General features: G+C 57.4%; 12 protein-coding genes and 1 tRNA gene. 9 read left to right on the top strand and 4 right to left on the bottom strand.

Features of this window, described 5'->3' with window-relative positions; all coding sequences use genetic code 11:
* The first annotated feature begins 27 nt into the window (after nucleotides 1-27).
* Both D777_RS10775 and lipB read left to right on the top strand, forming a co-directional pair.
* A complete protein-coding gene (locus tag D777_RS10775) occupies nucleotides 28-297 on the top strand; it encodes an HP0495 family protein (protein WP_036131861.1) in 270 nt (89 codons plus the stop codon).
* 4 nt (nucleotides 298-301) lie between these two features.
* Nucleotides 302-940: a lipoyl(octanoyl) transferase LipB gene (gene lipB, locus D777_RS10770; RefSeq protein WP_036131859.1), complete on the top strand. Its 639-nt coding sequence runs from the start codon at nucleotides 302-304 to the stop codon at nucleotides 938-940.
* 5 nt (nucleotides 941-945) lie between these two features.
* On the opposite strand, the gene D777_RS10765 is transcribed toward lipB, so the two are convergent.
* Nucleotides 946-2,043, bottom strand: coding sequence for a GGDEF domain-containing protein (locus D777_RS10765; RefSeq protein ID WP_036131857.1), 1,098 nt, complete (start codon nucleotides 2,041-2,043; stop codon nucleotides 946-948).
* A gap of 248 nt (nucleotides 2,044-2,291) precedes the next feature.
* Between D777_RS10765 and D777_RS10760 the strand changes: the two genes are divergently transcribed.
* On the top strand, nucleotides 2,292-3,731 hold the full coding sequence (locus tag D777_RS10760) for an ABC1 kinase family protein (protein ID WP_036131855.1): 1,440 nt from the start codon (nucleotides 2,292-2,294) through the stop codon (nucleotides 3,729-3,731).
* Here the strand turns inward: D777_RS10760 and D777_RS10755 are convergent.
* Nucleotides 3,677-4,114, bottom strand: a complete 438-nt coding sequence (locus tag D777_RS10755; protein ID WP_036131854.1) for a YqaA family protein — start codon at nucleotides 4,112-4,114, stop codon at nucleotides 3,677-3,679. The two genes, D777_RS10760 and D777_RS10755, sit on opposite strands and share 55 nt — an antisense overlap.
* Before the next feature lie 57 nt (nucleotides 4,115-4,171).
* On the opposite strand from D777_RS10755, the gene D777_RS10750 reads away from it, so the two are divergent.
* Together D777_RS10750 and D777_RS10745 are read left to right on the top strand one after the other, a co-directional pair.
* On the top strand, nucleotides 4,172-6,298 hold the full coding sequence (locus D777_RS10750) for a methyl-accepting chemotaxis protein (protein WP_036131852.1): 2,127 nt from the start codon (nucleotides 4,172-4,174) through the stop codon (nucleotides 6,296-6,298).
* A 113-nt stretch (nucleotides 6,299-6,411) separates the two neighbouring features.
* Nucleotides 6,412-6,666 (top strand): GrxA family glutaredoxin, encoded by a 255-nt coding sequence (locus D777_RS10745; protein ID WP_036131850.1) that lies wholly within the window; start codon nucleotides 6,412-6,414, stop codon nucleotides 6,664-6,666.
* 79 nt (nucleotides 6,667-6,745) lie between these two features.
* On the opposite strand, the gene D777_RS10740 is transcribed toward D777_RS10745, so the two are convergent.
* Nucleotides 6,746-8,008, bottom strand: a complete 1,263-nt coding sequence (locus D777_RS10740; protein ID WP_036131849.1) for a 6-phosphofructokinase — start codon at nucleotides 8,006-8,008, stop codon at nucleotides 6,746-6,748.
* 154 nt (nucleotides 8,009-8,162) lie between these two features.
* Between D777_RS10740 and mpl the strand changes: the two genes are divergently transcribed.
* The 4 genes from mpl (at nucleotide 8,163) to D777_RS10720 (ending at nucleotide 13,544) form a co-directional block, all read left to right on the top strand.
* Entirely contained in the window at nucleotides 8,163-9,557 is a 1,395-nt protein-coding gene (gene mpl, locus D777_RS10735; RefSeq protein WP_036131848.1) for a UDP-N-acetylmuramate:L-alanyl-gamma-D-glutamyl-meso-diaminopimelate ligase, read from the top strand.
* A 36-nt stretch (nucleotides 9,558-9,593) separates the two neighbouring features.
* Nucleotides 9,594-10,232: a flavin prenyltransferase UbiX gene (locus D777_RS10730; RefSeq protein ID WP_036131847.1), complete on the top strand. Its 639-nt coding sequence runs from the start codon at nucleotides 9,594-9,596 to the stop codon at nucleotides 10,230-10,232.
* A 117-nt stretch (nucleotides 10,233-10,349) separates the two neighbouring features.
* Nucleotides 10,350-11,489, top strand: a complete 1,140-nt coding sequence (locus D777_RS10725) for an acyl-CoA dehydrogenase family protein (RefSeq protein ID WP_036131845.1) — start codon at nucleotides 10,350-10,352, stop codon at nucleotides 11,487-11,489.
* A 162-nt stretch (nucleotides 11,490-11,651) separates the two neighbouring features.
* Nucleotides 11,652-13,544 (top strand): hypothetical protein, encoded by a 1,893-nt coding sequence (locus tag D777_RS10720; RefSeq protein ID WP_036131843.1) that lies wholly within the window; start codon nucleotides 11,652-11,654, stop codon nucleotides 13,542-13,544.
* Nucleotides 13,545-13,654: 110 nt separating this feature from the next.
* Here D777_RS10720 and D777_RS10715 read toward each other — a convergent pair.
* A tRNA-Leu gene (locus D777_RS10715) sits at nucleotides 13,655-13,741 on the bottom strand.
* Between the last annotated feature and the right edge of the window lie 227 nt (nucleotides 13,742-13,968).

The following is a 13,968-nucleotide window of genomic DNA, read 5'->3' as shown; positions in this document are numbered from 1 at the left end:
GGCTCTGGTCACCGGGAGTAATGCGGTATGAGTGAGCCGAAAGCACCAAAAATTGAGTTTCCCTGTGACTATGTCATCAAGGTTATCGGTAACGCTGCCCCGGATTTTACGGAATTCGTGGTAGAGGTCGTCGAACAGCACGCCCCGGGCATCTGTGAGGCGGATATTTCGGTCAATGACAGCTCCAAGGGCCGCTTCTCATCGGTTCAGCTCAAGATCGTTGCTACCGGTGAGGATCAGTTGAAAGCGCTGTTTGAAGAGCTCAAGGCCAGCGGTCGCGTTCATATGGTGCTCTGAGACCATGCCAGACCTGATCGTCCGTTCTCTAGGCCAGCAGCCTTATGCCGAAACCTGGGAGGCGATGAAAACGTTCACCGCCGAACGGGACAAGTCGGTCACCGACGAATTGTGGTGTTTAGAGCATCCCCGGGTATATACCCAGGGGCAAGCTGGTAAGGCCGAACATATCCTGGCGCCGGGAGATATCCCAGTGATCCAGGTGGATCGAGGGGGGCAGGTGACCTATCACGGCCCTGGTCAGTTGGTGGTGTACCTGATGATCGATCTTGGCCGTCGGAAACTGGGTGTGCGAGCGTTGGTCGATGCCATAGAGCAGGGCATTGTGGGAGCGCTTGCAGAATTGCGCATCGACGCTGCGCCTCGAGCCGACGCGCCCGGCGTATACGTAGGTGAGAGCAAGATAGCCTCTCTCGGGCTACGGGTGCGTCGGGGGTGCTCCTTCCACGGCCTGGCGTTGAACGTGGATATGGACATGGAGCCGTTCCGACGCATCAATCCGTGCGGTTATGCCGGCATGGCGATGAGTCAGGTGGCGGACTACGTGCCCGGCGTCACGCTGGGTGATGTCGAACAAAAACTGGTTGCCCAGCTTGTTACCAAGCTGGGTGATTCGGCGGTGGAGTATCGCCAGGGCTGGTAATTGGCTCAGGCAGCATTGTCTGCATCGCCGTAATGGCACACCTGATTCCTACCGGCCTTCTTGGCTGCGTAGAGAGCTTCATCTGCCCGTTGCAGCAGGCGGTCGATGGACTCGCCTTCCCGGGTCGTTGCGACACCGACACTGATTGTTGCCTGAAGCGTTTGGTCATCCAATGGGATCGATGATGCTTCAATCGCCAGTCTTATGCGATTTGCCATCTTGAAGGCTTCGTTTTCGCCGGTTTCGGGCAGCAATACCAGATACTCCTCTCCACCCCAGCGGGCAACGGTATCCACCTTCCGGCATTGTTCCCTCAGCGTCCGTGCCACCAGAATGATCAGTTGATCGCCAATGTGGTGACCGTGGGTATCGTTTACCTGTTTGAACAGATCGATATCCATCAGCAGTACGGAGAAGGCCCGTCCGTTACGCTGGTACCGGTCATACTCTCCTTCCAGCTGTTCCAGGCCTTCGCGGCGATTGGCGAGGCCCGTCAGGGCGTCGTGTTTTGCTGCGTGTTCAAAGTCCGCTGCCAGTTTCAGTAGCCCGAGTTTACTGCGTCGTCGGCTCTGGTCGAGGATGTAGCACGTGGTCATTTCGAAGGCCAGGGCGATAATCATGGTGAGTCTAAAGCTGGTACTGTATGGCGCATCAAATATGAGATCGCCCAGGGGGCTAAACAGAACGACAATCCCTGCCAGCCCGCCGGCACAGGCAGTCACTCCGACCCTGGATTCACTGATGTAGAAGACAATGGGCGGGTAAGCGAATAGCCAGAGTATGGCAGAGCCATCCTCAACGGCGTACACAGCTAGATAAGTAAATAGCACCGTTATCAGGGCTATAAACCCGCGCCTTTGCAGGGACTTGCTGCTGGTGAGCCAATAGAGCAATGCGTTGACGCTCAACAGAACGGCAAAAGTCAGCAGCAGAGGGGGCGTAATCGGGTCATTTTGCATGGTGTCCGAACGCCAGGCGAAAAATACCAGCAAGGGGGCAGCGCACGCCGTGAGCCAGTTAATCAGAACCGGAACGGGAATTTCTCCCTTCACCCGGAACTGGGAGAGCTTTGTGTCCGGTGTCTTTCGCTTCGTCTGTGGCATGACCAATTCTTGTAAAGTCTATATGTGATTGTTCTTGTTAGAAATCAATACTAGACGGCTTTTAGCTCTTACACTGTATCGAATCGTAATGAGACGCTACAGAACGTGTAACGCTTACAGGCTAAGAGCACATTGGCCCGGAGGCCGGCGAATCCGGGTCGAAACAGTGAGGTTAGGTCGTTAGAGTATCCGTATAATGAATAGACTTGCCGGTGACGGTAAATTTCCCATGAGCAGACAGGACCTTCATGTCTTCCAGACGATCAGGTAATACAGTCTCCCGCATCAAGACTGGCAGCTTTGAACGCCGGCTCAGCCTGACTCGTGCCGGATTGTTTGCCGGCAGTCGCATGGCTTCCCATATGGCAACGAACTGGTTTTCCAGCAAGGACAAGCGGGAGCAGCGTCATCGCGCGATGTTGTCCAATCAGGCCCGTTTTCTGGTGGATGAGCTGGGAAAGCTCAAGGGGAGTGTCGTCAAGATCGGCCAGGTCATGGCGCTGTATGGGGAGCACTTCCTGCCGGATGAGGTTACAGAAGCACTTCATACCCTTGAAGATCAGACCACGTCACTCGAGTGGCCCGCCATCGAAAAAGTCCTGAAGGACGAACTGGGTAGTGAGCGTCTCCGGGAGCTGGACATTGACCCTGAGCCTCTGGGGGCTGCGTCGCTGGGTCAGGTCCACCGGGCGGTGCGCAAACGCGACGGGCTGGAATTGGTGCTCAAGGTGCAATATCCGGGGGTTGCTGATGCCGTCGACAGTGACTTGAATGCCGTTGCCCAGTTGTTGAAGATTGCGCGGCTGGTGAGCTTCGGGCCCGAGTTCAATGACTGGCTGGAAGAAGTTCGGGAAATGATGCACCGGGAAGTGGATTACCGGTTGGAAGCGCGCACTACTGAAAAGTTCCGTGCCATGTTGGCGGATGACCCACGGTTTATCGTGCCCCGGGTCTTAACGGAGTACTCAACCGCGCATGTGATTGCGTCTACCTATGAGCACGGCCATTCAGTCAGTGCTCCCGCGGTCAGGGATTTGCCCCTGGAGCGTCGCAGTGCGCTCGGCGAGGCGGCCCTGGAGTTGTTTTTCCGGGAACTGTTCGTCTGGGGCGAAATTCAGACCGACCCCAACTTTGGCAATTACCGCATTCGAATTGCTGGCGAAGAGGGTGAGGATCCCGGTTATGACCGAATCGTCCTGCTTGATTTCGGCGCTGTACAGGCCTACTCCGACGAGTTTCTGGCTCCGGTCAAACAGATGATCCGTGCCAGCTACGAGCAGGACCTGAGTGCGGTCGTGGATGGTGGTGTCCAACTCAAGTTCATGAGCCTTGAATGGCCCCGGGAGGTCCTGGACAAGTTTGGCAGCGTTTGTATGTCGGTGCTTGAACCGCTGGCCAAAGATCAGGGGCAGTGGCCGGATTATGCCGTCAATAGCCACGGACAATATCGCTGGAAGCAGAGCGATTTGCCCTCACGTGTTGCCCGACAGGCGGCTAGATCCGCGATCAGCCGGTATTTCCGTGTGCCGCCCAAGGAGTTTGTGTTCCTGAACCGTAAACTGATCGGTGTCTACACCTTCATTGCTGTTCTGCACTCCGAGTTCAATGGTGAGCCGTTGTTGAAGAAGTACCTTTATGGCGACACCGCGCCAGAGGCTTCAACCACCAACCACAACACAAAGGCGTAGCGTAGGCCTTTGCCGATTGCCACCAGGATCACGAAGTTGAGCCAGGGCACTCGCATGATGCCGCCTACGAGCGTCAGCGCGTCCCCTCCCAGGGGAAGCCAGCCGAGCAACAGGGACCACTGACCATATCTGTTGAAACGGTTCCGCGCCTTGTGCAGTTGCAGGTCACTGACCGGGAACCAGCGTTTGTGCTTGAATCTGTCCACTTGCCGCCCGATGATGCCATTCACGACCGATCCCAGCGTATTTCCCAGCGTCGCCCAGAACCACAGCCAGAACAGGCTTAGCCCCTGAGTCGCCAGGGATCCCAGCATAATCTCTGAATAGGCTGGCAGCAGTGTCGCAGCGGCAAAGGCTGTCGCAAACAGCGTCAGGTAGGCCAAAATCTTCTCCGTACTCTAGTATTATCACAACGAGATTCAGAAAAGGTCAGGTTGTTCATGAAAGGCATGTCGCTACGTTTCAAACTCTATGCCCTCGTTATTTCCCTGCTTCTGCTGCTAGGCGTTAGCGTTGTCATTACCGCCCAGGTGTCCCTGGGTACCATGGAACAGAGGCTCTCTTCTCAAGTTCGTAGCACGGTGAAGGCCACTGTGATTGATCAGCTCAGTGCTACCGCCGGCAAGTACGGTGAGCTGGTCAAAGGCCTCCTCGAGAAAGCCTACCAGACCCCGGAGCTGGTTCGCAGCGTTATTAGCCGGAATATCAGCGCCGGCAGTTCGGGCAGGATCAGCCGCCGGGATCTTCAGGAGACCATCGGCAACATCCTGGAGGAACATCCCCACCTGAGTTCCATCTACGCGCAGTTCGAGCCGGATGCCTACGACGGCCAGGATCGCTACTTTACCGGCGGGGTGGAAGCGCACAGCAGCGACGAAGGTACGCTGGAAATCTACTTTTATCGCGATCCGGACGGCAAGGTGATTTTCAGCCGAACCGAGGACCCCTCAACCAAGTACCTGGATGAACGTAACGAGTTCGGGATTCGTGAGGCCGAGTGGTATCTGTGTTCGCGGGACAAGCTCAAACCCTGCCTTATGGAGCCCTACGAGTATGAGATTGAGGAAGGCTACTCCGAGCTGATGACCAGCCTGGTTGTGCCGATTTTGAGTAACAAATCGTTTGCCGGGGTGGTGGGTGTTGATATCAACCTGTCTACCCTGCAGGCCACTATTGCCAGAGTCAGCCAGGCGCTTTTCGACGGGCAATCCCGGGTCACGTTGTTGAGTGAAAAAGGCCTCATCGCCGCATCCAGCCATTATCAGGACAAGCTGGGACGTCCTTTCCGCGAGGCCAAGCCTGATTTGGGGGCGGAATTGCAGGCCCTGCATAAGGAGAGTGGCAGTTTTGATGACGGGGGCACCCTGGCGGTGTCATACCCGGTTAACGTCGGCTTGCCGGGTGCCCAGTGGTCATTGCTGATTGAGCTTCCGCGGGAGGCTGCCCTGGCGAGCGTGAATGAAATCACCACCTTGCTGGCCGATGAAGTGGCGGCTACCGCGACCCGACAAACGCTCGTAGGGGCTGTCGTCGTACTGGTGGCGATCGGGCTACTGGTGTTGCTGGTACGTTCGGTGACACGCCCTCTGGACGAAATACGGGACCGCATGAGAAACCTCGCCAGCGCGGAGGGGGATCTGACCCGTGAGCTGACGATTGACACCCACGCCGAGCTGATTGAGCTCGCCGGTGGGTTTAATGCCTTCCTGGCCCGGCTTAGGGAGATGGTGAATGACCTGAAGAATGTAAATGGGCAGGTGCGTGAACAAGCCAGTGATGTCGGCTTGATTGCACGGGAAACTGACGACCAGACCTATCGCCAGCATCAGGATATTGACAGCGTGGTGACGGCGATGAATGAAATGTCCGCGGCGGCCGGGGAAGTGGCCGGCTTTGCGGGAGAAGCGGCAGAGAATGCTCGTGCGGCTAGTGACGGTATCCGCTTTACGCAGGAGACGCTCACCGTCGCCCTCAAAGGAGTGGATGCTCTGGCCGGAGACATGGAGCAGGCCAGCTCCGCCATTGGTGAGGTGGAGCAGCGAAGCGAAGAAATCAACCGCATCCTGGAGGTGATCCGGGGAATCGCCGAACAGACCAACCTGCTGGCGTTGAATGCCGCGATCGAGGCTGCCAGGGCTGGAGAACAGGGGCGGGGATTTGCTGTGGTCGCGGATGAGGTGCGAACGCTGGCATCGAAGACCCGTGAGTCCACCGACGAGATCAGTGAAATGATTGAGCGACTGAAGGGCGATGTCGGGGTTGCCGTGAATGTGATTGGAAGTGGGGTAGAGCGGGCAACCACCGCCGTCGATGGTACCCGCGAAGCGGACCACTCCCTGGCAACCGTAGTGGAACGCATTGCAACCATCGTTGAACACGTGACCCAGGTGGCCACCGCGGCCGAGGAGCAAAGCTCGGTAAGCGAGGAAATTAACCGCAACCTCACCCAGATAGGCGATGCCGCGAATGACCTGCGGGAACTTGCCCAGCGGGTTCGCCAGAGCGGTGAATCGCTGGACGGGCAGGTTCAGGTTCTGGACCGCGAGTTGGGTCGCCTGAAAACCTGACCTATGAGCACCATCGGAAGCTTCAATTTCCAATCGTGGCCTGGCATGCGATCATGTTGACCAGTTTCAAACTTAATTTGTCAGCATAGTACGCCAGTGGGCGGGAGGACGTTATGGAGCAGGTCACCATCTATGGCCGGTCAAGTTGTGGGTTCTGTATTCGCGCGAAGCAACTCTGTGAGGTGAAGGGCATGCCTTATCAGTGGATCGACATGGTGGCAGAAAACCTGACCAAGGACGATATTGCTGCCAAGATCGGTCGCCCGGTTTACACGGTTCCGCAGATCCTTGTCGGTGATCAGTACATTGGCGGCTGTGACGAGTTCATGAGCTGGGTGCGTGCCCAGGAAGCGGCAGCGTCAAACTGACGCCGATTTGCCGGCTCGCTAAACGGCATAAAAAAACGCCCGGGGCCATGGCCACCGGGCGTTTTCGGTTTGGGCGAACTCAGAGCTCGAACGGTGTTCTCAGCTTCTTCTCGACCAGTTCGTTCTTCAGCTTGGCCACCTTGGGCAGGCCATTTTCAAACGGCGGGAAGCTCTCGCCTGCAATCAGGGGCGCCAGGTAAGTGCGGCAGTCCTGGGTAATACCGAAGCCGTCATCCGTGATGTAGTGAATCGGCATCTTCTTCTCCTGGTTCGCCACTTCACTTAGAGGTGCCTCGCCAATTTTCCACTGGTACGGGCTGGCCTGCTCGCGAACGATGGTCGGCATCAGTGCCTGCTTGCCTTCAAGAGCCATTTCAACTGCGGCTTTACCAACGGCGTAAGCCTGTTCAACATCCGTAGCGGAGGCGATGTGCCGGGCACTCCGCTGCAGGTAGTCAGCGACGGCCCAGTGATACTTGTGGCCGAGGGCCTGCTTGACCATGTTGGCCAGGGCTGGCGCAACACCGCCAAGCTGGGTGTGGCCGAATGCGTCTTTCGCGCCGGCATCGGCGAGGAAACGACCATCTTCATACTGGGCACCTTCGGAGGCAACCACGACGCAGTAGCCGTATTCCTTAACGCAATGATCGACACGGGCCAGGAAGGCTTCGCGGTCAAACGGGATTTCCGGGAACAGAATGATGTGTGGAGGCTCGCCCTCGGTCTGACCCGCCAGACCGCCGGCTGCTGCAATCCAGCCAGCGTGACGGCCCATGACTTCCAGAATGAACACCTTGGTGGACGTATCGCACATGGACTTGATGTCCAGGCTTGCTTCCAGGGTGGAGGTGGCAATGTACTTGGCGACTGAGCCAAAGCCCGGACAGCAGTCGGTGAAGGGCAGATCGTTATCGACGGTCTTGGGGACACCGATACAGGTAATCGGATAACCCATCTTGTCAGCGATCTGTGACACCTTATAGGCGGTGTCCTGGGAGTCGCCGCCGCCGTTGTAGAAGAAATAGCCGATATCGTGGGCCCGGAAAACTTCGATCAGGCGCTCATACTCTCGGCGATTTTCGGAAATGTTCTTCAGCTTGTGACGGCAGGAGCCGAACGCACCGCCCGGGGTGTGGAGCAGCGCCCGGATATCGTCATCGCTTTCCAGGCTGGTATCGATCAGCTCCTCTTTGAGAGCACCGATAATGCCGTTATGGCCGGCATACACTTTGCCAATGCGGTCCGGATGCTTGCGTGCGGTCTCAATGACACCGCAGGCACTGGCGTTGATGACGGCGGTAACACCGCCGGATTGGGCGTAAAATGCGTTCTTGATGGCCATCTCAGGCACGAGCCTCCTGCTGATTCGACGTTGGCGCTGATGATACGCCAAACTGGTCTGATTTTCATGAGCAGGATTGCGGATGGAAGTCCCCTTGACGACCTGCGGGGGATAGGGGAGGCTTGGCAGGTTTTAAATCAGAGGTCGTTGCCGAATGCACATACATATTCTGGGGATCTGTGGCACCTTCATGGGGAGCCTTGCGGTATTGGCTCGGGAGCTTGGTCACACCGTGACCGGGTCGGACCAGGGGGTCTACCCACCCATGAGCACGCAGCTGGAGTCGCAGGGCATCAGTCTCATGGAAGGTTATAGCGCTGATCACCTGGAGCCGGCACCGGACCTGGTGCTGATCGGTAATGCCATGTCCCGGGGCAATCCCGAGGTGGAGGCGGTTCTTAACCGCAACATCGATTACATGTCCGGGCCGGAGTGGCTGTCGCGGGAAGTGCTTCGCCACCGCTGGGTGCTTGCCGTTGCCGGGACCCACGGCAAGACAACCACCACCTCGATGCTGCTCTGGATCCTGGAACAGGCCGGGTTTGATGCTGGCTATCTTGTCGGTGGTGTGCCCCGGGATTTTCCGGTGTCGGCGCGACTGGGCAGCAGCGACTTTTTTGTCATTGAGGCTGACGAATACGACAGCGCCTTTTTCGACAAGCGTTCCAAGTTTGTTCATTACCGCCCACACACCCTGATTATGAACAACCTGGAGTTCGATCACGCCGATATCTTCGAAAATGTCGAAGCGATCGAGCGGCAGTTTCATCATCTGGTTCGGACAGTGCCCTCCAAGGGGCTGATCATTCGGCCGGCAGTCGATGCTCACCTTGATCGGGCTCTGGAACTGGGCTGCTGGAGCCCTGTGCAGGATACGGCCATCGGCAGTGAGACGACCCGGGTGGCGGACTGGCGGGCTGAGCTACTGTCCGAGGACGGTAGCCGCTTTATGGTCATTCATCATGAGCAGCCCGTAGCCACACTGACATGGGATCAGACCGGACTGCACAATGTTCGCAATGCGCTGGCCGCCATTGCTGCGGCGCGTCATGTGGGTGTCACTCCAGATCATGCGGTGGCAGCGTTGTGTCGGTTCTCCGGGGTCAAGCGGCGCATGGAACTGCTTGCCGATGTGGGTGGCGTGAAAGTTTATGATGATTTTGCCCACCACCCGACAGCCATTACCACGACCCTGGAAGGCTTGCGGGCCCGGGTTGGTGATGAGCCGATCCTGGCGCTGATCGAGCCTCGTTCGAACACCATGAAACAGGGGGTGCATCAGAAGACGTTGTTGGCCAGCGCGGAGGCGGCCGATCGCGTTTTGTGGGCGAACCTGAATGAGATGGACTGGCTGCCCGACCTGATCAATCAGTGGAAGTGTGGTGCATCGGACAGTGAGCGGCATCGGGTCGAGAGTTCGGTAGAGGCTCTGATCAGTCGTGTACTGGAAGACTTACCGACACCCTGCCACATTGTCATCATGAGCAACGGCGGTTTTGGTGGCATTCATGGCAAACTGGTGGCTGAACTCGAACGTACCCGTCAGTGATCAATCGGATCTCTGCCAAACAGGAAAACTGATGTCATGAGCGACACCGCCAGAACCATCAACCTTGCGTTTACCGGCGCATCCGGGGCCCAATACGGATTGCGTCTGCTCCAGTGCCTGGTTGCGGCTGGGTGCCGGGTTCATGTCATGTTCAGTCGGGCCGCCCAGGTCGTGATTGCAACTGAAACCGACCTCAAACTGCCGGGCACTCCCCCGGCCATGCAGGAGATGCTCACCGAATGGGCCGGAGCGGAGCCGGGAAAGATTCTGGTGTTTGGTCGGGAGGACTGGTTTGCGCCACCGGCTTCGGGCTCTGGCGAAAAGGCGCCGCTGGTGATTTGCCCTTGCAGCACGGGCACGCTCTCTGCGCTGGCCACCGGGGCCAGCAATAACCTGATCGAGCGGGCTGGTGATGTGGCCCTGAAAGAACGGCGACCCTTGATTCTGGTTCCGAGGGAAGCGCCGTATTCGGAGGTCCACCTGGAGAACATGCTGAAGCTTACCCGTATGGGCGCGGTCGTCATGCCTGCCAGCCCCGGGTTCTATCATAATCCCCGTTCCGTAGAAGACCTCGTCGATTTCCTGGTCGCCAGATTGCTGGATCACCTGGACATCCCTCAGGAGCTCATGCCTCGCTGGGGGCAGGATAAGGTAGAGGCGCGCCGCAAGTCATAAGCGCTGTCGGGCGTTTTGGTCAGCCCGATTGATGGTTTTCATCATTGAGCGCAACAGCGTACCGGCCGAGACTTGGTGGACGACAATCACAACACTGGTCATTCACCGAGGTTAATCATGATTCCACGTACTCTCTTCGACGCCGACCTGGAAGGTTTTCGCGATTCCGTTCGCAAGTTCCTTGAACAGGAAGCCGCCCCTTACCATGAGCAATGGGAAAAAGACGGTCAGGTCAGTCGCGAGCTCTGGCAAAAAGCCGGCGAGCTGGGGTTCCTTTGTCCGACCATGCCCGAGGAGTACGGTGGTGTTGGGGCTGATTTCCGCTACAGCGCCGTCATCATGGAGGAAATTTCCCGGGCCGGTCTGTCTGGTATTGGCTGGGGGCTTCATTCCGATATCGTTGCGCCTTATATCCTGAACTACGGCTCCGAGGAACAGAAGCAGGCATACCTGCCGAAGCTGGCCTCCGGCGAAATGATCGGCGCCATCGCCATGACAGAGCCCGGTGCCGGCTCGGATCTCCAGGGCGTGAAAACAACTGCCATCAAGCAGGGCGACCACTACCTGCTCAATGGTTCAAAAACCTTTATTACCAATGGTCAGCTGGCGGATCTGGTCGTCGTTGTTGCCAAAACCGACCCCAAAGAAGGGGCAAAAGGTACCAGCCTTCTGCTGGTGGAAACCGCATCCGAAGGGTTTGAGAAAGGCCAGAACCTGAACAAGGTTGGGATGAAGGCTCAGGACACGTCGGAGCTGTTCTTCCAGGATGTAAAGGTGCCCGCGGGCAATCTTCTCGGCTCCATGGAAGGTCAGGGTTTCTTCCAGCTAATGCAGGAGTTGCCGGCTGAGCGTCTGCAGGTGGCGCTGACCGCTGTAGCCGCAGCGGAGGCAGCCTGGCAGTGGACCCTGGACTACGTCAAAGAGCGCAAGGCATTCGACAAGCCTGTCATCGCGTTCCAGAACACCCGTTTCAAGCTGGCGGAACTCAAGGCGGAAATTACGGCGGCCAGAGTGTTTACCGATCGCTGCCTCGAGCTGCATCTGGACAAGAAGCTTGATATACCGACTGCGGCGATGCTCAAACAACACACCACCGACCTGCAGTGCAAGGTTATGGATGAGTGTGTTCAGCTCCATGGCGGTTATGGGTATATGTGGGAATACCCCATTGCCCGTGCCTGGGCCGATTCCCGTGTCCAGCGGATCTACGCCGGTACCAACGAAATCATGAAAGAGATCGTGGCTCGCTCATTCTGATCGATTTGCCAACGCGAGGGCTCCGGTGGTGGTTGGCCGCCGGGGCCTTTTAGCATGGCGTCGTTACCAAACTTTACAAATTGCCAAACCTATCAAGGTCTGGTTCTCCCACATCCCCTACAGTAGCGGCACAACCTCCAACAAGGATAACTGGTTGCCGCAATGAATCGTCTTCTTCCTCTGTCCGTTACTGTCTTTGCACTTGCCCTTGCTGGATGCGGGCAGGAATCCGATGAACTGCCGGTTGATGGCCGGGATTTTGATGGTGTCGAGTACGGTGACACTGCCCCCTACGGCGGCAAGGTTATTGATGGCTACCTGCGAAATGCCAGGGTCTGGCTGGATGTGGATGGCGACAGTCAGTACAGCCCGGGACCTCTGATCGTTGAACTGGATAATGGCAGTCAGGTCACGCTGGCCTCTGGAGAGCCTACGGCGCTCACAGGCTCGGGTGGAGTGTTCGATCTGGACGTGTCAGAACTGGTGGTGGATCCGATGGTGGGCCCGGACCTTGATCCCCGGGACTATCCACTCTATGCGGTGGCGCTGCCGGATGTCACTGTTGAAGAGTCGGCAACCGGGGATGCGCCGGTCAGTAACGCCTTCCTGATGTCTGCGCCCCCGGGCGTGCGCAATATCACCCCGCTGACAACGCTGGCTCGATATCGGGCTCTGGCCGGCCTGTTCATTGATTACACCGATGCCGGTGTCGAGGGCCTGAATCTGCTGCGGGATTATCTGCTTTCCGGGGATGATCGCGCCCACGCATACGCGCGCGCGCTTGCCAGGTTCATGGCCAGCCAATTACCTCAGGCCTATAACGATATCCTCGCAGGCCCGGGAGCCGACGGTACTGAACGATATTTGAGTCGGGAGGCAGCTTTCATCCTGGGGATTTCTCTGGTTCAGCATGCGCCGGAGATCATCGGGATTGTGGACGTCGCCGCCCAGGGCGACTATGCGTCTGTGGATGAAGACCTGCTTGAGTTGCCGGATATCCCTCTGGAGCTGAGTGATCCCGTTCTGCTGACAAGCGTCAATGTCTACGGTGAATCGGAACGTACGGGCACCTTGCCGGCGAACCGCTCTGATCTGCTTATTTCGGCCAGCCTGGCGTTTGACTATCGCGAAGACGGTCGCCTGATGTCGGTCTCCTCCGACGGTTGCCTTGCGCCGTCAATGCCAGAACTGGCGCGATTGATCAGGGTGAACGGGTATATGGCCAGGCTGGACACCCAGTGGCTCCCGTCCGTCGCTCTGTCTCCACAGAGCCGGATTACCTATGAACAGGCGGGCGTCGATGAGCGTATCGTCTTTGATTGGGATAATCGCCGTATTTACTTCGAAACGTCGACCACCTGCCATGATCATGAGGGCGTCGTGGCAGGCTCTAGCGAACTGGGTGGTAATCCGGAAATAACCTACAGCTGGAGAATGCAGGATGGAGCATTGGCTGAGCTGCAAGCCGAAATCTCCAGCCCTGGCGGTTCCAGCCTGATCCGGACACTAGCGCCAGAGACTGCAAATGCCGATTCCGGGTTCCCGGGGTATCGCGTCTCAGAAGCCGGAAACGATATCGAGTCGCTGGTCTTTTCGATGCCGGCCGCTGAATGCGTGATTGATCCTGAGGCGGTTGGCGCTGGTCAGGTGGTCAGCGCCAGCCAGGGTTATCAGTTTGCCGGGTATGAGCCTCAGCCTGCTTCGTTTGTGGATCTGGCTCTTGAGCTCGATCAGCGCACCTTTGCCTATCCGGGACAAGGTGACAGCTTTGTGGTGAATCGTATTCTGCGCTATGGGTTTCTCGACCCGGGGCTTTCGGGGCTGGCCAACGTGGACGCGGATCGCGGGTTTGAGTGGGCGCTGTATTACCCGCCCGTAGGTGGTGCCGGATTTATCGACGAGTTCCCGGGGCTGATCTCCGAGGCCTACCTCAAGAAATATTCGGGCGCACGCGCCTGCGGCCGTGAGTTTGAGGAGTCACCATCAGCGGCCTATGCGCGTGTGGAGTATGGGTATGAAAGGCTTTCCGATTACCTGGTTGGGCTGCTCCAATAGGGCAGTCCAGGCTTCCCTGAAGCCGACGAATAATGAGGCCAAGCGTAATGCTATGCTAATAAACGTGAGATAATTTGATTCGGGAAGTCGCCATTTCTTGAGGAAAGAAATGGTGCCGAGGAGAGGACTTGAACCTCCACGGGGTTGCCCCCACTAGCACCTGAAGCTAGCGTGTCTACCAATTTCACCACCTCGGCAGGTGATTTGCAGATTCGCTGTTAGGCGTTTGAAAACCTAGCGTTTCTGCCAGCGTTGAGGTGTGTCCCTCAACCGATGGCGCGTACTTTAATAATTCCGGTCGAGGGTGTCAAACACTTTTTTTGAAAAATATTGGCAGGTATTTGTGCCTATATTTTCGCCCTTGTTAGGCGAGTGGTCCCCACCAACGTTATACTCCAACCAAACGAATCAATCTGTACCCCTG

It is taken from the genome of Marinobacter nitratireducens, assembly GCF_000708045.1.
GTDB classification, from domain to species: domain Bacteria; phylum Pseudomonadota; class Gammaproteobacteria; order Pseudomonadales; family Oleiphilaceae; genus Marinobacter; species Marinobacter nitratireducens.
Note: the sequence above shows the minus strand (reverse complement) of the source record. Positions and strands in the feature narration are given on the sequence as shown.

Bases quoted from the DNA above. Each gene is read 5' to 3' on its own strand.
- D777_RS10775 (WP_036131861.1), top strand. From the start codon at position 28: ATGAGTGAGCCGAAAGCACCAAAAATTGAGTTTCCCTGTGACTATGTC.
- lipB (WP_036131859.1), top strand. From the start codon at position 302: ATGCCAGACCTGATCGTCCGTTCTCTAGGCCAGCAGCCTTATGCCGAA.
- D777_RS10765 (WP_036131857.1), bottom strand. From the start codon at position 2,043: ATGCCACAGACGAAGCGAAAGACACCGGACACAAAGCTCTCCCAGTTC.
- D777_RS10760 (WP_036131855.1), top strand. From the start codon at position 2,292: ATGTCTTCCAGACGATCAGGTAATACAGTCTCCCGCATCAAGACTGGC.
- D777_RS10750 (WP_036131852.1), top strand. From the start codon at position 4,172: ATGAAAGGCATGTCGCTACGTTTCAAACTCTATGCCCTCGTTATTTCC.
- D777_RS10745 (WP_036131850.1), top strand. From the start codon at position 6,412: ATGGAGCAGGTCACCATCTATGGCCGGTCAAGTTGTGGGTTCTGTATT.
- D777_RS10740 (WP_036131849.1), bottom strand. From the start codon at position 8,008: ATGGCCATCAAGAACGCATTTTACGCCCAATCCGGCGGTGTTACCGCC.
- mpl (WP_036131848.1), top strand. From the start codon at position 8,163: ATGCACATACATATTCTGGGGATCTGTGGCACCTTCATGGGGAGCCTT.
- D777_RS10730 (WP_036131847.1), top strand. From the start codon at position 9,594: ATGAGCGACACCGCCAGAACCATCAACCTTGCGTTTACCGGCGCATCC.
- D777_RS10725 (WP_036131845.1), top strand. From the start codon at position 10,350: ATGATTCCACGTACTCTCTTCGACGCCGACCTGGAAGGTTTTCGCGAT.
- D777_RS10720 (WP_036131843.1), top strand. From the start codon at position 11,652: ATGAATCGTCTTCTTCCTCTGTCCGTTACTGTCTTTGCACTTGCCCTT.